At 37.5% G+C, this 16,879-nt stretch carries 20 protein-coding genes; 15 read left to right on the top strand and 5 right to left on the bottom strand.

Annotated features, from left to right (window positions below):
* The first annotated feature begins 110 nt into the window (after positions 1-110).
* Both ACWNMY_RS05720 and ACWNMY_RS05715 read left to right on the top strand, forming a co-directional pair.
* Entirely contained in the window at positions 111-671 is a 561-nt protein-coding gene (locus ACWNMY_RS05720; protein ID WP_449537309.1) for a hypothetical protein, read from the top strand.
* A 58-nt stretch (positions 672-729) separates the two neighbouring features.
* Positions 730-915: a sporulation protein Cse60 gene (locus ACWNMY_RS05715; protein WP_449537308.1), complete on the top strand. Its 186-nt coding sequence runs from the start codon at positions 730-732 to the stop codon at positions 913-915.
* A 31-nt stretch (positions 916-946) separates the two neighbouring features.
* Here the strand turns inward: ACWNMY_RS05715 and ACWNMY_RS05710 are convergent, their stop codons facing one another.
* Both ACWNMY_RS05710 and ACWNMY_RS05705 read right to left on the bottom strand, forming a co-directional pair.
* Complete coding sequence (locus tag ACWNMY_RS05710) at positions 947-2,221, bottom strand: NAD(P)/FAD-dependent oxidoreductase (protein WP_449537307.1); 1,275 nt, start codon at positions 2,219-2,221, stop codon at positions 947-949.
* 55 nt (positions 2,222-2,276) lie between these two features.
* Positions 2,277-2,669 carry a thiol-disulfide oxidoreductase DCC family protein gene (locus ACWNMY_RS05705; protein ID WP_449537306.1) on the bottom strand — a complete coding sequence of 131 codons (393 nt, stop codon included), beginning with the start codon at positions 2,667-2,669 and terminating at the stop codon, positions 2,277-2,279.
* Between the two features lie 140 nt (positions 2,670-2,809).
* Between ACWNMY_RS05705 and ACWNMY_RS05700 the strand changes: the two genes are divergently transcribed.
* Complete coding sequence (locus ACWNMY_RS05700; protein WP_449537305.1) at positions 2,810-3,187, top strand: hypothetical protein; 378 nt, start codon at positions 2,810-2,812, stop codon at positions 3,185-3,187.
* A 140-nt stretch (positions 3,188-3,327) separates the two neighbouring features.
* The gene (locus tag ACWNMY_RS05695) at positions 3,328-4,959 is read left to right on the top strand and encodes a putative polysaccharide biosynthesis protein (protein WP_449537304.1); all 1,632 of its coding nucleotides are present in this window, start codon (positions 3,328-3,330) and stop codon (positions 4,957-4,959) included.
* 124 nt (positions 4,960-5,083) lie between these two features.
* On the opposite strand, the gene ACWNMY_RS05690 is transcribed toward ACWNMY_RS05695, so the two are convergent.
* A complete protein-coding gene (locus ACWNMY_RS05690; RefSeq protein ID WP_449537303.1) occupies positions 5,084-5,287 on the bottom strand; it encodes a hypothetical protein in 204 nt (67 codons plus the stop codon).
* Positions 5,288-5,414: 127 nt separating this feature from the next.
* Between ACWNMY_RS05690 and ACWNMY_RS05685 the strand changes: the two genes are divergently transcribed.
* The gene (locus tag ACWNMY_RS05685) at positions 5,415-6,140 is read left to right on the top strand and encodes a pseudouridine synthase (protein WP_449537302.1); all 726 of its coding nucleotides are present in this window, start codon (positions 5,415-5,417) and stop codon (positions 6,138-6,140) included.
* A gap of 204 nt (positions 6,141-6,344) precedes the next feature.
* Here ACWNMY_RS05685 and ACWNMY_RS05680 read toward each other — a convergent pair whose 3' ends face one another.
* Positions 6,345-6,566, bottom strand: coding sequence for a DeoR family transcriptional regulator (locus ACWNMY_RS05680; RefSeq protein WP_449537301.1), 222 nt, complete (start codon positions 6,564-6,566; stop codon positions 6,345-6,347).
* A gap of 561 nt (positions 6,567-7,127) precedes the next feature.
* Between ACWNMY_RS05680 and ACWNMY_RS05675 the strand changes: the two genes are divergently transcribed.
* From ACWNMY_RS05675 to ACWNMY_RS05635, 9 genes are all read left to right on the top strand, one after another.
* Positions 7,128-7,850, top strand: a complete 723-nt coding sequence (locus tag ACWNMY_RS05675) for an ABC transporter ATP-binding protein (RefSeq protein WP_449537300.1) — start codon at positions 7,128-7,130, stop codon at positions 7,848-7,850.
* Positions 7,847-8,992, top strand: a complete 1,146-nt coding sequence (locus tag ACWNMY_RS05670) for an ABC transporter permease (protein WP_449537299.1) — start codon at positions 7,847-7,849, stop codon at positions 8,990-8,992. The genes ACWNMY_RS05675 and ACWNMY_RS05670 overlap by 4 nt, the downstream gene beginning before the upstream one ends.
* A gap of 19 nt (positions 8,993-9,011) precedes the next feature.
* Entirely contained in the window at positions 9,012-10,421 is a 1,410-nt protein-coding gene (pepV, locus tag ACWNMY_RS05665; protein WP_449537298.1) for a dipeptidase PepV, read from the top strand.
* A gap of 440 nt (positions 10,422-10,861) precedes the next feature.
* Positions 10,862-11,449 (top strand): RNA 2',3'-cyclic phosphodiesterase, encoded by a 588-nt coding sequence (thpR, locus tag ACWNMY_RS05660; protein ID WP_449537297.1) that lies wholly within the window; start codon positions 10,862-10,864, stop codon positions 11,447-11,449.
* On the top strand, positions 11,446-11,841 hold the full coding sequence (locus ACWNMY_RS05655) for a CidA/LrgA family protein (protein WP_449537296.1): 396 nt from the start codon (positions 11,446-11,448) through the stop codon (positions 11,839-11,841). Before thpR ends, ACWNMY_RS05655 begins: the two co-directional genes overlap by 4 nt.
* Complete coding sequence (locus tag ACWNMY_RS05650) at positions 11,838-12,524, top strand: LrgB family protein (protein WP_449537295.1); 687 nt, start codon at positions 11,838-11,840, stop codon at positions 12,522-12,524. Before ACWNMY_RS05655 ends, ACWNMY_RS05650 begins: the two co-directional genes overlap by 4 nt.
* Positions 12,525-12,547: 23 nt before the next feature.
* Positions 12,548-13,468, top strand: a complete 921-nt coding sequence (locus ACWNMY_RS05645) for an NERD domain-containing protein (RefSeq protein ID WP_449537294.1) — start codon at positions 12,548-12,550, stop codon at positions 13,466-13,468.
* Positions 13,469-13,777: 309 nt separating this feature from the next.
* On the top strand, positions 13,778-14,713 hold the full coding sequence (locus tag ACWNMY_RS05640) for a diacylglycerol/lipid kinase family protein (RefSeq protein WP_449537293.1): 936 nt from the start codon (positions 13,778-13,780) through the stop codon (positions 14,711-14,713).
* 179 nt (positions 14,714-14,892) lie between these two features.
* Complete coding sequence (locus ACWNMY_RS05635; RefSeq protein WP_449538395.1) at positions 14,893-15,681, top strand: phosphotransferase family protein; 789 nt, start codon at positions 14,893-14,895, stop codon at positions 15,679-15,681.
* On the opposite strand, the gene ACWNMY_RS05630 is transcribed toward ACWNMY_RS05635, so the two are convergent.
* Positions 15,676-15,954: a YtzH-like family protein gene (locus ACWNMY_RS05630; protein ID WP_449537292.1), complete on the bottom strand. Its 279-nt coding sequence runs from the start codon at positions 15,952-15,954 to the stop codon at positions 15,676-15,678. The two genes, ACWNMY_RS05635 and ACWNMY_RS05630, sit on opposite strands and share 6 nt — an antisense overlap.
* A gap of 213 nt (positions 15,955-16,167) precedes the next feature.
* On the opposite strand from ACWNMY_RS05630, the gene trmB reads away from it, so the two are divergent.
* Positions 16,168-16,815 (top strand): tRNA (guanosine(46)-N7)-methyltransferase TrmB, encoded by a 648-nt coding sequence (gene trmB / locus ACWNMY_RS05625; protein WP_449537291.1) that lies wholly within the window; start codon positions 16,168-16,170, stop codon positions 16,813-16,815.
* The last annotated feature ends 64 nt before the right edge of the window (positions 16,816-16,879 follow it).

Here is a 16,879-nt window from a genome sequence, read left to right as displayed (position 1 = left end):
ACTCTATTATAACGTAAGTAATTATATTGAAATAACAATAACGACTGTGTATTTGCACTTTGAAACTTTCTCCTCTTTTTTTCGACTATATTTAAAAAGGGGGAGAAAATTTGAAATATATAAAAGGCATACTTGTTGTGCTGTTGCTTTTTATGGTTTTTATCGGTCTGTTACCTCGAGATGTATCTGCATGCTCTTGTGCCTACCCAGATTCAGTAAAGGCAGAACTGGATAGAAAAACGGCTGTTTTTACAGGAAAGGTCATTGATATAGTCGAAGAAAAACAAAGTATTGCACTCAATTCAAGTGCAGATCCGATAAAGGTATTATTTGAGGTTAATGAAAGTTGGAAGGGTGTTAATTCTTCCCAAACTATTGTACGTACAGCGAGAGATGATGCAAGCTGTGGATACGAATTTGAAAAAAACAAGGAGTATATCGTATATGCCTATGGAGACAATGACAATTTGGAGACAGGGTACTGTGAAAGAACGACACTGTTATCTGACGCCAGTGAGGATCTAGAAATTCTAGGTCAAGGCAAGAAACCAACAGAAGAAGTGGATTTACAAGATGAACTGGGTAAATCAAATCTACCCATATATATATTTATTATTGTGATTGTATTAGTCGGAGGATATTTTATAGGCAAAAAAATGAAAAAAGCATAGATTGTAAGCTTATTATTCTAAAACTCTGTCAATACTGAGTATGACGGAGGTAGATAAAATGGGTTTGAAAGTAAAGGTATTTGATGAAGAGCATGAATCAGATTTAGAGCACGAAATGAATCGTTTCCTAGAGAGGGTTAGTGAGGGAGATATTATTGATATTAAATACCAGGTCGGCGTCTCCTGTGATCAGGAGGATGACCAAATCTTTTGTTTTTCTGCGATGATTATATATAGAGCCTAACCCCAATGAAACGGTAGGGTTAGGCTATTGTTTACTTTTGAATGGCTGTTGCTTGCTTTCCAGCATTTTCACCAGCTAATCTACCTGTAACAAGTGCTGAAGTAATATTATACCCGCCAGTATACCCATGGATATCTAGTATTTCTCCACAGAAAAATAGTCCCTTCATGAACTTTGACTCCATTTCTTTTGGATGTACCTCTTTAACAGAGACACCACCACCTGTTACAAATGCCTTTTCGATTGGCAACGTACCATTTACCGTAAACTGAAATTGTTTACAATCCTTTGCAAATGCTCGAACACTTTCGTGAGAGAGGTTCGCATATGTGACTTGAGGATCAATTTGATTTTTTTCCAGAAGAAATAATAAGTACCGTTCTGGTAAAAAGCCTTTTAAACTATTTTTTAATGCTTTTTTCGGCTCGTCTTTCGTTATCTTAATAATGTGTTGAAATATTTGCTCTTCGTTCATTGATGGAAGCGCATCAATACTCATGACAACACGATTCACGTTAAATTTCTTCATCGTTTTTACAACAAACTGGCTACAACGAAGAACAGCAGGACCAGATACCCCAAAATGGGTGAAAAGCATGTCCATTTTATGTGTAATCACAGTTTTCCCTTTAGGATTTAACACACTTAATGCTATATCGCGTAAGGCTAACCCCTGTAAGCTTTTATTCTTAATAAAGTCCTCATCCGAGGTAACGGGTACCTCAGTTGGGAAAAGATCTGTGATGGTGTGTCCTGCTGCTTTTGCCCAGGCATAACCATCCCCTGTTGAACCTGTCTGCGGGACAGACTTACCACCTACTGCCACAACTACACAGGAAGTCTCAATATATTCACCATTTTTTAGGTGAACACCAGCAATCTGTTCATTCTTATATTCAAGTTTAGCGACTGGCGTATTTGTTCGAAGATGTACATCTAAAGAATTCAATCGGTCGATAAGTGCATCGACAACAGACTGTGCTTTATCTGTTGTGGGAAACATTCGCCCGTGGTCTTCTTCCTTAAGCTCTATTCCCAATTTCTCAAAAAAAGCGATAATATCTTCATTGTTAAACACAGAAAATGCACTATATAAAAATCGTCCATTACCCGGAATATGTTTGATAATTTCATCGATTGGTAGTCGGTTTGTTACATTGCAACGACCACCACCAGAAATCGCAAGCTTTCTACCAAGCTTGTCTCCTTTATCAATGAGAAGAACTTTTGCCCCCTGCTCTCCAGCTGCTATAGCAGCCATCAAGCCAGATGGTCCTCCTCCAATAATGACTACATCGTATTTCAACTAAAACACTCCTTATAATCCAAATACCACTTACCTTCATTGGAGCTAATTTCCGTCAATCTAAAAATCGCTTCCGAACTTCAGGGGAAGGGATCATACAGCTATCCATTTTTCCAAACCATTTATATCGATTATTGGCAATTACGTGATAAAATATATCTCGAATTGGTGCCGGAATAAAAGTTAAAACGGAAAAAAAACGATATGGTCCCTTTAGATGCCGGCAAATCCGTAAGGCCGCACTTGATTTTGTATAAAAGCAATCATCTTCAATTAATACAAAACTATTCAAATCTTCCGGAATGCTATATTTTCTTAGCAATTCTTTTCCGATTTCACTTTGGAGAGATGCAAATACATAACGTTCCTTTAAATCCCTTTTAAGAATGAATTGGATGCTGCTATTGCAAAAATTACAGACGCCATCAAATAGAATGATATCTTTCATTGCTCATCAGCCCCTTTTGTAACTATACATACATAATAGCATGTGAGGCAAAGATTGTGATATATATAGATAATTAAGTAAATCGTTGAAAATGGAGCGTAACAAGTCTAAACTATACATGATAAGAAAGGGGAAAAACCATGACATATACACCTTCTGTTTCCGAAGGAGTCTATCCCGAGGATGCAGGTTGGGGACACGAAGGGGAAACGGAAATTTTGCTACTTTCAGTGCCGCTACCTGACGAAGTTTTTCACGTTCAAAACGATACATTTGATTATGCATGGCTTTATAATCAATCATTAGATTCATACATATTTTGTTTTAAACTTCCAAGTAGACAGGAGTTTGGGATCCTTTTTCAAAGAGAACATGCGGGTATGCTACTTATGGAAGAGGAAGCCTATGGTGAATTTACAATTGTAGTTACGAATCAATCCTTTGAAGAGATAAAAGAAAATACACCATTTCTTACACTATCAAATATTTCATTAAAAAGAACAATTGCAGGCTGGTAAAAGTAAAAATGTGCTAAACTTGATAAGTTAGCCTTTCGGCGGACGCCCCGGATTTTTTAGGGGAAGGCTTTACTGCATTTAACTAGCAGTAAGCTCTAAATAGTCAAGGTGCATTTGAAAAATTAGATTGGGGATTTTGTATGTCAGATTCTTCGAAATTACTACGCGGAACCTTTATCCTAACCCTTGGTACATATATATCTAGAATACTTGGGATGATTTATGTATTTCCTTTCGTTTACTTAGTCGGGAAATTTGGATCTGCTTTGTATTCATACGGTTACGCACAATATACCATCTTTTTATTTATATCTACAGCAGGTATTCCAGCTGCTGTTTCAAAGTTTGTTTCAAAATATAACTCATTAGGTGATTATCATACTGGAATGAGAATGTACAAATCGGGACTTGTTGTAATGGGGCTTACTGGTTTAGTAGGGTTTGCAATACTGAATCTTGCTGCACCGTTTTTAGCACCGATTGTTCTCGGTGGGGAAGATGCTGTAAATACTGTCGAGGACGTTACGTATGTCATAAGAATGGTCAGTTTTGCCTTATTAGTTGTTCCAATCATGAGTATACAGCGGGGATTCTTCCAAGGGCATCAATCAATGGGGCCGACTGCCATATCACAGGTGGTTGAACAGGTTGTACGTATTCTATTCTTGCTTTCTGCTGCTTTCATTGTGATGAGGGTGATCGATGGAGAAAGAGTCCTTGCAGTTGGGTTATCTACCTTTGCAGCATTTATAGGAGCACTTGGTGGCGTGGCTGTACTCCTTTGGTTTTGGTTTAAACGGAAGCCCTACTTAGATGAAATGCTGGCTAAGAGTAAACCACAAACTGACATGACAACTAAGGAAATGTTCAAAGAATTGTTATCGTACGCAGGACCATTTGTTATTGTTGGTTTGGCTATTCCACTTTATCAATATGTTGACCAGCTTACTTTTAACAGAGTCATGATTGAAAATGGAGTGGAAAAAGCTGTAACAGAGGGCTTATTTGGATATGTAACATTTATGGTTCCAAAACTAGTAATGATTCCAGTCTCACTAGCAACAGCGTTTAGTTTGACCCTTGTACCTACAATCACGAATTCATTTACCTCAGGAGATTTTAAACAACTTAGGAGCCAAATTGATAAAACGTTTCAAATTTGTGTCTTATTGGTATTACCCGCAGTTGTAGGGTTATCCGTATTAGCGTATCCAGCCTTTAATGCATTTTTTGAAATGAGTGCTGAGGGTGGTCGTATTTTAAGGTGGTATGCGCCGGTCGCGATCCTCTTTTCTTTCTTTTCAATTTCAGCAGCCATTTTACAAGGCATTAATAAGCAAAAATTCGCAGTCGTTAGTTTGTTTATGGGGCTAATCCTAAAGATTGTATTTAATGGTCCATTTATTACTTGGTTTGGTGAAATTGGTTCTATTCTTGCAACCGCACTGGGTTACACTGTAGCAATCGCATATAGCTTTTGGATGATAGCTAGACATGCAGGCTACCGTTTTTCTCTGTTTGCTAGAAGATCTCTTCTCATGGCGATATTTGCTACATTTATGGCTTTCGTGATTTTATTAGTCGAATGGCTATTGTCGTTTGTCATCTCCTTCGAAACAGGGAGATGGCAATCTGTACTTGTACTCCTTATAGGCGTTGCCGTAGGTGCTATTGTATATCTATTTGTAGCGTATCGTTCACGATTATTAGAAGTCCTTCTTGGAAATAGATTTTCAATCTTGTCACGGAATAAGGAAAAAGGTGTTCAGTAAAGTAAAACGAGTGTAGACACAGTCACCAAAAACTTGAGTCTACACTCGCCTTTTTGATACCTTCTTTTTTTGTGTGAGATGCTAAGGTAAGACCTTAGTAGCTAGTAGGTGTATTTTCTGGGAATTAGCCTTGGAAAGTACCTATGCCTAAGCGACGCTCGATTCTATCAACGCGACGATCTAGACGATCGATTTGGTTCTCTAGTCTTTGCATTTGACGCTCAAGTCTTTCAATACGGCGGTCTACATTTCCACCGCCACCTGGAAATCCAGGAAAGCCCGGGAAAAAGCTGCCTTGAGGTTGTTGACGATAATCATAATAATACATGTGTGTATCGCTCCTTATCTATTTTGAAATTCGATATTAGTGTATGTATAGAGGGCGTTTGTGCTATGAATAAAACGCCTATTCTCGTAAAGTTGGGTATTAGCGGAAGAGTTAAGGAGGAATTTGAATGCGAATTGATAAACTATTAGCAAATCGGGGCTTTGGAAGCCGTAAAGAGGTAAAGGGTCTTCTAAAATCAGGTGCTGTTCAAATTAATGGAGTACCAGTAAAGGATTCTAGTACCCATGTAAAGGTTGAAATAGACAAAATAACTGTACATGGAGAGGTTGTTGAATATAAGGAATTTATCTATTTAATGCTCAATAAACCTCAAGGTGTCATCTCGGCTACTGAAGATTACCAACAAGATACAGTGCTTGATTTATTAGAAATGGAAGATGCTGTATATAAACCATTTCCTGTAGGGCGTTTAGATAAAGATACGGAAGGGTTATTATTGTTAACAAATGATGGACAACTTGCGCATCAATTACTGTCTCCGAAAAAACATGTTCCCAAGACATACATGGCTATTATTGAGGGCGAAGTAACAGAAGAAGATGTAGAGGCCTTTCGCCAAGGTGTAACTCTAGATGATGGGTATGAAACAATGCCCGCAATATTAACGATTAGTAGTAGCGGCTTACGCTCTGAAATTGAGGTTATTATTGAAGAAGGCAAATACCATCAGGTGAAAAGAATGTTTGAAGCGGTAGGTAAGAGAGTGATATATCTGAAGAGAACAAGGATGGGTCCACTGCCCCTAGATGAAACATTAGAGCTAGGTGAATATCGAGAGCTAACGGATGAAGAGGTACTACTTTTAAAAGAATATGATAAAAGGTCAGTATAAATTAATTCGTAAGATTCGGTTGATCTTTACTTCTCAGACTACCTAATACGAGTTACGAGTAAGTCAATAGTCATTCGAAAAAGGGCTGTCGATCCTGACAAGCCCTTTTTTGTGCAATTTGTTTTCTATATGTATGCTGTATTTGAAAAGGCTTTATTTTGTAAAGTTTAGTAGCTACCTTCGTTTGTACCCTGTATTGTACTATTAGGATGTTATTTTCACTTTCTTCTTTGTGATTGTCCATTTTCCTCTACTAGGGCTACGAACCAAATCATTATATGCTAACACATTCAAATCACGTTGAATGGTTCTTGATGTAATTCCAAATTCATCCACAAGCTCTTGTGTTGTTACAGTCCCTTTTTCATTAATAAACATGTAGACTGATTTGATACGAGTTAACATACGGTTTGTTGAAGGTTTCAAAAAACCACTCCTTATCAGATTTGTCCATGATCAACATGCTTCAGTCTTACCTATCACTAAACAAAATTAATATCCGAAAATAGCGATCAATAACGGGTTATCTAACAATCGTATATATATGTCCATATCACCTCATCTTTCGTATAGGTGCGTTTGCTATATATATATAGTTGTATCTGAATAGTATGACTATTTCTGCAATATTTGTCAAGAATCTACATTTATCCCGTATTGAGGGGCTAGCCTCACTGAGGGTAGATTTTTCAAAAGAAAAGAGAGTCTAAAATTTCGTACTTAGTTTTCGATGTCTATCTTCAGGTGCCATCGGCTCGAGTTCACGATCCAATCGCTTCTGAAGGCAAAAAACGCCTTCTGTCACCGCTTGTCTTGTGCTTGTCGCCGATAGACGGTCGCCTTGCGCTTTACTTATATCTCTATTATTATCATAAATTATTTCTACTATTCTGTTTTTTACAGTTTGGTTACAGTTAGGTGAAGCCTGTTTACATAGATAAGAAAATGTAACCTTTCCTAAAGAAATTCGTATGTAGTAATGGAGGGATGAAAGTGAACGGAAAACTATTGGAAGTAGCAATAAAAGATGCAGGGTATGAAGATAGTAAAGTTATAGAGGATATTTCATTTACCATAAACCGAGGTGAAATTGTTGGGCTAATTGGACCGAATGGAGCGGGGAAAAGTACAACCATCAAAACGATTTTGGGATTATTAGAGAATAGTAATGGAAAAATTGATTTTTTTAATGACCACACATATGCGTATATTCCCGAAAGGCCAGTATTCTATGATGAGTTAACATTATGGGAGCATCTGGATCTTGCAGCAGGGGTTATGTCAATTGAGGACAATGATTTTCATGAAAGGGCTGAGAAGCTACTAACACTCTTTCATATGGAAAAAGTTAGACATAAGCTCCCAAGTACATTTTCAAAAGGAATGCAGCAAAAGGTGATGCTTCTAACAGCATTCCTCATTAAACCAGATATTTATATTATCGATGAACCTTTTGTTGGACTGGATCCTATGGCGATGCAGGACCTTTTAACACTAGTTGAAATGGAGAAACAACGTGGTGCAGGAATTCTCATGTGTACCCATGTCTTGGATACGGCTGAAAAGGTGTGTGATCGGTTTTTATTAGTTGCAGGTGGAAGAATGAAAGCCCAGGGAAAACTAGAAGAAATTAGGGCTCACTCGAATCTACCTGAAGGCTCACTTTTACGTTGTTTTAATCGTATCGTCCAAGGTAAGAAATACTCATGAGTGGTAACCTATTTTTACATCGACTACGCAAAGAATGTACATACCAATGGGGAGTATGGAAAAGTGTAGTAGATTGGACAATATTCATCTACATATTTATTCCTCCTCTAATAATTGGAGGGTATCACTATTATACATGGTGGAACGAGATACCAGGTTGGTTTGATCGAATTCCACTTTCAATTATAATAATTATCCTTTATATCATCTGCTGGCAGGGACGTATACGAACATTTTTAGAGGAAGCAGACCAGTTATTTTTACTCCAAAAACGTTCGCATGTGATGCGATTAAAAAAGCAGACAAGGAATTTCTATTTAACTGGATATAGTCTTGGAATCATAACTGTAGTCATGCTATTGGCTCCATTTTTATATCAAGAATACAAGCTTTCATGGTTTGATATCCTGTCGGTCACATTCTACTTTAGTAGTCTAAAATCATTCATTCTTGGATTGAAACAATCCTTAGACGATATCAATTCTGTGTGGAAGAATGGCTTTTGTACAGTAATCCTATTTCTTGCAGTTGGGACCTTTACTATTTCTTTTGTCCCGTGGATCGTTACTACAAACAGTTTATTTTTAGTGGTGCTTGGATTCGTACAATGGCTCCTATTTTTCTTACAATCATCTAGAAGAGTAAGGCTACTTACAACCTTCTCCAAAGATGTTTATGTAGATAAGATGGAAAAATTAAAATATGTAAAAAGCATTTTTGTCTTTTCGGAATATGTCGAAAAAGTGCCAGGTCAAAGGAAAAGGAGTTCCATATTCTATAAAAATTCAAAACGTATCTATAAAAAACGAAATCGTCAGAAAAGCTTGCAGGAATTATTTATTAAGGCCTTTATCCGCAACAAAACCTATTTACTTCAATATTTTCAAATTACGGGAATCACTATTGGTGCAATTATTGCTATACCACCGATCTGGATAAAATGTCTACTATTCTTGGCGTTGAACGTTTTTTTGAGAATGTGGGTAAAAACTGTATATAAACGTATTATGTCAAACCACTTTATCATTACTGTAAGAAAAGATGATAGTATACGCTTGCAGGCGGAACACTATATTGTGAATCTCATATCGATTCCTGTACTATCAATAGTAGGACTACTAATTTTGCTACTTATCTTGTAGGTTAAAAGGAGAATTTAGTATGGAACAAATAAACTGGTTAGAAGAAGTAACAAAACGTAAAGAGCAATTAATAAAGGATACACAAGACTTTTTAAAAATTAAGAGTGTACTTGACGAAGAAAATGGCACACCGACTGCACCATTTGGAGCAGGAATTGATGAGGCACTCCATTTTTTATTGGATAAAGGAAGCGAGGACGGGTTCACTTCTAAAAATCTAGATGGATTAGCAGGTCATTTGGAGATGGGGGGCGGACAAGAATTAATCGGAGTCCTATGTCACATTGATGTAGTCCCAGAGGGTGATGGGTGGTCTAGCGATCCATTCGGGGCTGAAATTCATGATGGTAAGATAATTGCAAGAGGTTCATTAGATGACAAAGGTCCAACAATGGCAGCATACTATGCAATGAAAATAGTGAAAGAATTGAATTTGCCACTTTCAAAGCGTGTACGAATGATTATAGGAACAGATGAAGAAAGTGATTGGCGCTGCGTTGACCATTATTTCAAGCATGAAGAAATGCCAACAATGGGATTTGCACCAGATGCAGATTTTCCTATCATCTATGCTGAAAAAGGGATTGCTGATTTTGATATTATTCAAACATCCACTCTTTCATCTGAAGGAGCATTGCGTTTAGAGTCGCTACAGTCTGGCCGTCGTTACAATATGGTCCCGGACTTTGCAGAGGCGAAGCTCCAAGGTGAAGGAAACTTTCAAGAAATGGTGAATGAGTTTCAAGATTTTTTACGGCGTCATTCGTTAAAGGGGCGTGGCATCTTTGATGAAGACACGATTGCCTTCCAAGTAGAAGGTGTATCCGCACATGGGATGGAGCCAGATCATGGAAAAAATGCGGGCTTGTACCTAGCCTTGTTTTTAAAGGAATATTCATTAGATGATAGAGCACAGCAATATTTACGCTTTGTAAATAAATATTTTGTAGATGATTCAAGAGGAAGATCACTAGGAGTGGCTTATAGCGATGATATCACAGGTGATTTAACCCTCAATGTTGGAAAGCTCTCCTATACATATGAAGAAGGTGGAACGCTAGGATTAAATCTTCGTTACCCTGTTACTAACAATATGGAAGCAACACAGAAGAAGATCAATGAGGTATGTGGAGATTCAGGGTTTGAAGTAGTTAATTTTAGTAATTCACGCCCACACCATGTTGATAAAAATAATCCATTAATTCAAACACTTCAAAAAGTGTACGAAGAACAAACTGGTGAAGAGGCTACCTTAGTTTCCATCGGTGGTGGCACGTATGCAAGATCATTGGAGGCGGGAGTAGCCTTTGGACCGTTGTTCCCAGGACGCCCTGATGTTGCCCACCAAAAGGATGAATATATAGTAGTAGACGATCTACTAAAAGCAACCGCTATTTACGCACAAGCGATTTATGAATTAGCAAAGTAAGTATTTGAAAGCCCGCCTAGGTGCGGGCTTTTATTGCGGAAAAATAAGTTAAAATCGATAGAAGCCAAAATGAAATAATAAAGGGAGTTTCATACCCCAATTGCGGAAAACTTCCTATGCAAAGACACAGAGACTATGGATTTGTCCATCCTGTCAGTATTCCTCCAATAAGGCCTATAATAATTCGATAACAGATTATCAGCTTCTCATTGGGAACACGATTACAAATAGTCAACTTAGGGATTTTCTTAATTTGCCATTTCCAACAGCCGCCCCCAACATACTAGTATCCCTTAACCTCAATCACAAAGGCAATCTCCGACACAGAGTATATTTTTTCTCGTAGTTGTGGACTCCAACATCTCTCCTTAAGTTTCCCTTTCGTACAAAGTTTGCTAAAATAACTGAATAAAACAAGTCATTAAAAAGGGGCCGTTAAGATGGAACAACAAACCCATTATTTTCTCGCACTCGCACTTCCGGGACAAACGAAAGAGCTATTATTCAAATGGCGGGAATTGCTTGAACCTCGAATGCATTTTAAGTCTTGGGTTCATCCAGATGATTTACATATTACACTTGCTTTTTTAGGAGGGCAGGCCACTTTTGGACAGCTTACTGAGATTAAGAGGAAGATGCCAGAAATTGCGAAGCAACATTCTGCTTTCACTCTACAGCTTAGTGAGTTAGGGACGTTTGGGAAACAAGAAGCGCCTAGAATTCTATGGGCTGGTGTAGAAGAAAGTGAGCCTTTACGGTCGTTACAGCATGATGTGTATTATGCTTGTACGGAGTTGGGATTTACTCTGGATAAACGTCGATTTACCCCTCATATCACACTGGCAAGAAGATGGAAGTCGGAGACAAACTTTTTCCCAAATCAGTTACATGAAATTGTACAGCCGAAGGTAGAGCTGCGCGAATTTTCAGCTGAACATTTTGTTTTATATCAAACTCATTTAAAACGAACGCCTAAGTATCAGCCCTTATCTATTTTTTCACTAAACGATAATGGGGATGTAAAATGAGATATATACAAATAGTTATTCAAATTTTTATCATTTATTTGATTTATTGGGTAGGAACGTTCATACAAGGCATCCTACATACTTCTATACCAGGCAGTATTATTGGCATGGTATTACTGTTTGTTCTATTGCAAACAAATATAATAAAAGAGAAATGGCTTGCAAGTGGTGCTCAGTATTTACTAGCGTATTTGACTCTTTTATTTGTACCTGCACTTGTCGGACTTATTGATTACTTACCTTTATTTAAAGGGAGTGGACTCGTAACCATAGGTATTGTACTCGTGAGTACATTTATTGTCATGGTATTATCTAGCGTAGTCGGAGAGAGATTGGCAAGTAGAAAACAACAAAAGCAGAACAAAAAAGTAGAGGAGGGCTTTGGAGCATGAACGCTGCCTATGCAATTGGTGCGGTTACTAGTACCATCATTATTTATCTTTGCATGACAAAGCTCTATAAACGATTTACCGTTCCTTTATTAATGCCGATTATTACGACTACATTTTTGATTATCTTATTATTGCTGGTATTCTCCATCCCCTATAAGACATATATGATAGGTGGAAAATGGATTGATGAACTATTGGGTCCTGCAGTTGTAGCGCTGGCTTATCCCCTATATCAAAATCGGAAATCTCTAAAAGAGTTTTTTGTTCCGATTATTGTTGGTGTCATCGCCGGTGCAACGGTAGGAGTTGTATCCGGTCTTTATCTCTCAAAAGTACTATCGATTGATCCTGAAATTATTTATTCAATTGGTCCGAAATCTGTGACGACACCGGTAGCGATGGATATTGCGTCTATGACAGGTGGGATACCGGCATTAGCTGCAGTATATGTGACCATAGCGGGTGTCTTTGGAGCAATGACAGGTCCTATTCTTTTCAAACTGTTTAGAGTTAATCATTATGTGGGAATAGGCTTAGGATTCGGCACGGCTTCACATGGAATTGGTACGGCTCGTGCCTTGGAAATTGGTTCAAACACTGGAGCTATTAGTTCGATTGCCATGACATTAAGTGCAATTTATACGGCTATGATTTTACCAGTCATGATTTCTCTATTATTTTAAGATTTGAATAAGGTGGAATGACGTTGGGACAACTTATAAAATTACAAGATTATATATCGCGATACGAGGTTGATATGTTCCGTTATCCGAGCCAATTTATCCGCCTAAAAAAACAACAGTGGGAAAAGGTTACGAATGCATGGGAGGAGGGAACCCTTCACACTGTATACGAACCTACTATAACGAATGATAAGTTTGACCAGTTTGAGGAAAAACGACCACTTCTGCCTTTTCTAAAAAGACCTGTTAAACAGAATACTGGCAATACCTTTACTAGTAAAAATGAAGAGGGTATGCAAACAATAGAGTGGTCCTCAAAACCAAGGACGATGAGTGAGCTGAAACAACAATTTTTGGATCAGATACTTGACTTTCAAATGAAATGGGCGAGTTCAACGGTGCGAGAAAAATCATATGTTGACAAGGAGTTTTACCAGGACCCAAATTTAAAATATTTTCTTCAACGATTTCCTGATACGTACCTCATTTTGTATCGACCTATATTTCTCCTTAAGAAAGCACCAGTTGAAGTTGAAATAATTCTTGTAAGTCCTACGACAACTTGGTTAATCACCATACTTGAAGGTGATGAAAATAGCGTATTTTTAGGATCAAATGAAAGGTTCTGGACAGAACGTAACGGTAAGCAGGAGAAAAAGGTCTTGTCCCCACTAATTGCTTTGGATCGGATGGAGGGGATTGTGCGGACTATATATTCCTTGCATAGTATCGAACTACCAATACGAAAGGTCATTTTGAATCGGACAGGATATTTTGACTTTCCTTTGGTACCGTATGATATCGAGTTAATTGAAAGCAGAAACTATGAAACGTGGTTTTCCAGTCTGCGCAATGTTGTTTCACCATTAAAGCATATGCAGTTAAAAGCGGGGAACGCGTTATTACAATATTGCCAAACAGTTTGTGTACGAAGAATGGATTAGGATGTATGAGATGTACATCCTTTTTATAAGCTTAGAATTTAGGCTAAGCATTTCCATCTAGTTCCAGTGCCTAGCCCCCTCGAGGTCATAAGCTAATTTAGAATTGAAGGCAAAGAGCACCTTCTATTCTAAATCGCCTTATGCTTGTCGGACTTGCACTACGAAGTGCTAACGTCCGCGTTTGCCACAGGACGTGCAGTCTTTAGCGGACGCTCACTTTAAAGGCGCTTTTGTTTTTTCTATTGTAAAGATAGCGTTTATAAAATACTATTAGAGCATAGAAAGTCGTATTTTACTTGAGGATAAACTATGAAACTATTGATTTTTATTGTAAATACACATGCAGGAAATGGTAAAGGATATAAGGTATGGGCAAAGCTTAAGCAGGAGCTTGAGCAAAAGAATATCAATTATCGTTCCTTTTTTACCAAGCATCCCAAGCACGCTGAAGAATTAGCCAGACAGATTGGTTCCATGTTTGATGAAAAGCTGGAGGCGGTTATTGCAGTTGGTGGGGATGGAACCATTCATGAAGTTGTGAACGGGATCGTAGATTATCCCGAAGTAAAAGTAGGATATATACCTGCAGGCTCAGGTAATGACTTTTCAAGAGGTTTTTCCGTTCCGAAGTCACCCTTAGAAGCTCTAACTTTTATTATTCGGAACAAAGGGAACAAAGGAAAACTTTTTGATATTGGAAATTGTAGAATGAAAGGTAAGAAAAAATCTACTTATTTCGTTAGTAGCTTGGGAACAGGGTTCGATGCTGCTGTTTCAAAACTTACAAATGAATCTAAAATGAAAAAATACCTAAATAAAGTTCACCTTGGTTCACTAGCGTATGTAGGGGCTCTAATCCGACTTCTTTTTACCTATCAACTTACAACAGTGGATGTAAAGATAGATGGGAAAACGTACCACTATCAAAATGTGTGGTTTGTTACGGTTTCAAATCAGCGCTATTATGGTGGTGGGATGAAGATTGCACCAAAAGCAAGTACAACTGATGGTCTTTTTGATATTACGGTTGTCCATAATCTCTCGAGAATAAAGCTTCTCTTTGTGTTTGTGACAGTGTTCTTTGGAGTACACACAACTTTTAAAGAGATAACCCAACATCAGGGAAAGCGTATAATGCTTGAATCTGGAGGGAAGATGGCAGTCCATGCAGATGGTGAAATAATTGGACACTTACCTATTGAAGTAGAGGTTCAACATAGGAGTATGCCATTTTTGGTAAAATAAGCCTAATTGGTATCATTTTCTAGTGATTATTTTACTATTTTCTACATTCCAAAAGTGACTTTTTCTTGACTTCAATTGTAAAAAAACGCTAAAATCTAGTAAGATAGCTATTGTTTTATAGAATCTCAATAGCTGTCTTTTTTATTTGTTTATAATTATTAAGAAATGTTGTGTTGAAATTGGAGATAAACTGGCTTACATACGTATTAGGCAATGAATGGGAAATCTCCCCAGCGGGTGGTGCAACGGGAGATGCGTATTTTGCTCAACTTGATGATAAAAAAATATTTCTTAAACGAAACTCATCCCCCTTTCTTGCGGTTCTTTCAGCAGAAGGTATTGTCCCAAAATTAATTTGGACGAAACGATTGGAAAATGGTGATGTCGTAACAGCACAGAAATGGCTTAGTGGGAGAGAATTAAAGCCAGTTGAAATGTATGGAGACAATGTAGCAGGACTTCTTAAGAAAATTCATCGCTCAAAAGAGTTATTAGATATGTTGAGGCGTTTGGGAAAGAAGCCTATCTTACCTGAGGATATTTTACATGAAGTTACAAGAACGTTACATACTGAATTAACTCATGTTACTGGTGTTACGAAAGCCCTCGATTTCCTACAGAGTCAATTAGGAAATGTGAAAAATGACCACAATGTGGTATGTCATTCTGATGTTAACCATAACAATTGGTTGTTATCAGATAGCCAGGAGCTCTACCTGATTGATTGGGATGGAGCGATGATTGCTGATCCTGCGATGGATATTGGGATGCTGCTACACTGGTATATAAAAAAAGAAGACTGGCCAGAATGGATCAGTCTTTACGGAATTGAATTTACAGATCATTTGCTTTTACGTATGAAATGGTATGTCGTTGCACAGACATTGAATTCTCTTACGTGGTATCAGTCAAAAAATAAGGATAAAGAAGTTCAATATTGGCTTCACTATTTAGATCAACTACTATGAAAACTGGTCAATATCAGTTATCCATTGATTAATTTGGTTTTGATGTGATTCAATATGATTGTCCAGATGTTGTGTATACTGTCCTTGTTGACTATAAGAGTAGACATCCGTTAACACTTGTTTTACATTTTGGTCGATGCTTGGATTAGCAATTAGCGATTGAATCAAACGTTCTAATTGTTGACATTCAGCAACAGTACCACAGCAATCCATTTGATGATTTGATAGGATATCCTTTAAAATATCCATCTGATGTGTATGATTTATAGGCATAAGAACACTTCCTTTTTAATTGTAGTCATATATACTACATTTCCAAGAAACGCCCTTTTTTATTCGATGAATAATATATAACATAACTCACCGACCGGTGGGTTTTTTTTTTACCTTTATTAGATGAAGTCAACTTTATGTGCATAATATCTTGCGTGAATAAGAAGGACATGTTATCCTTTTTTGCGATACAACTTAAATGAGGTGGCAATCATGCGTTTACGTAATAAACCGTGGGCTAGTGAGAAATTAGCATCATACCCACAGTATGTGATCGATAATCCGACAAAACATAAAGGAAAATGGAATCAATTATTTGGAAATGATAATCCGATTCATATAGAGGTAGGTACTGGAAAAGGTAGGTTTGTAACGGAGATGGCAAAAGCCCATCCAGACATCAATTACATTGGGATTGAAGTATATGAAAGTGTCATTGTTGCGGCTTTAGACCGTGTAATTGAGGCAGACATTCCTAACATTAAATTATTGAATAAGAATGCAGTAAACCTCCGTGAATTCTTCGATAAGGGAGAAATTGACCGCGTCTATCTTAACTTTTCTGATCCATGGCCTAAAACACGCCATGAAAAACGTCGCTTAACGTATAAATCATTCCTACAAATGTATGAGGATATACTTGTAGAAGAAGGAGAAATTCATTTTAAAACAGATAATCGTGGATTATTTGAATTCTCATTACGCAGTTTTTCGGAATATGGCCTTCTCCTTACCTTTGTAAGTCTTGATTTGCATAAATCTGATTTTGAAGGCAATATCATGACGGAGTATGAAGAAAAATTCTCAGAAATGGGTCATCCCATTTATCGATCTGAGGTTAAATATCAGAATAAGAAATAAGCTTGCAATCCCAAGTACCTTTAAGGTTTTGGGATTTCTTATTTTTTGTAACCTTTATTACACT

This window comes from Ferdinandcohnia sp. Marseille-Q9671 (assembly GCF_976954385.1).
This window is presented reverse-complemented; position numbering and strand designations above follow the sequence as displayed.

Excerpts from the sequence above, each read along its gene's own strand:
- ACWNMY_RS05715 (WP_449537308.1), top strand. The coding sequence starts at position 730 with ATGGGTTTGAAAGTAAAGGTATTTGATGAAGAGCATGAATCAGATTTA.
- ACWNMY_RS05705 (WP_449537306.1), bottom strand. The coding sequence starts at position 2,669 with ATGAAAGATATCATTCTATTTGATGGCGTCTGTAATTTTTGCAATAGC.
- ACWNMY_RS05700 (WP_449537305.1), top strand. The coding sequence starts at position 2,810 with ATGACATATACACCTTCTGTTTCCGAAGGAGTCTATCCCGAGGATGCA.
- ACWNMY_RS05695 (WP_449537304.1), top strand. The coding sequence starts at position 3,328 with ATGTCAGATTCTTCGAAATTACTACGCGGAACCTTTATCCTAACCCTT.
- ACWNMY_RS05690 (WP_449537303.1), bottom strand. The coding sequence starts at position 5,287 with ATGTATTATTATGATTATCGTCAACAACCTCAAGGCAGCTTTTTCCCG.
- ACWNMY_RS05685 (WP_449537302.1), top strand. The coding sequence starts at position 5,415 with ATGCGAATTGATAAACTATTAGCAAATCGGGGCTTTGGAAGCCGTAAA.
- ACWNMY_RS05675 (WP_449537300.1), top strand. The coding sequence starts at position 7,128 with ATGAAAGTGAACGGAAAACTATTGGAAGTAGCAATAAAAGATGCAGGG.
- ACWNMY_RS05670 (WP_449537299.1), top strand. The coding sequence starts at position 7,847 with ATGAGTGGTAACCTATTTTTACATCGACTACGCAAAGAATGTACATAC.
- pepV (WP_449537298.1), top strand. The coding sequence starts at position 9,012 with ATGGAACAAATAAACTGGTTAGAAGAAGTAACAAAACGTAAAGAGCAA.
- thpR (WP_449537297.1), top strand. The coding sequence starts at position 10,862 with ATGGAACAACAAACCCATTATTTTCTCGCACTCGCACTTCCGGGACAA.
- ACWNMY_RS05655 (WP_449537296.1), top strand. The coding sequence starts at position 11,446 with ATGAGATATATACAAATAGTTATTCAAATTTTTATCATTTATTTGATT.
- ACWNMY_RS05650 (WP_449537295.1), top strand. The coding sequence starts at position 11,838 with ATGAACGCTGCCTATGCAATTGGTGCGGTTACTAGTACCATCATTATT.
- ACWNMY_RS05640 (WP_449537293.1), top strand. The coding sequence starts at position 13,778 with ATGAAACTATTGATTTTTATTGTAAATACACATGCAGGAAATGGTAAA.
- ACWNMY_RS05630 (WP_449537292.1), bottom strand. The coding sequence starts at position 15,954 with ATGCCTATAAATCATACACATCAGATGGATATTTTAAAGGATATCCTA.
- trmB (WP_449537291.1), top strand. The coding sequence starts at position 16,168 with ATGCGTTTACGTAATAAACCGTGGGCTAGTGAGAAATTAGCATCATAC.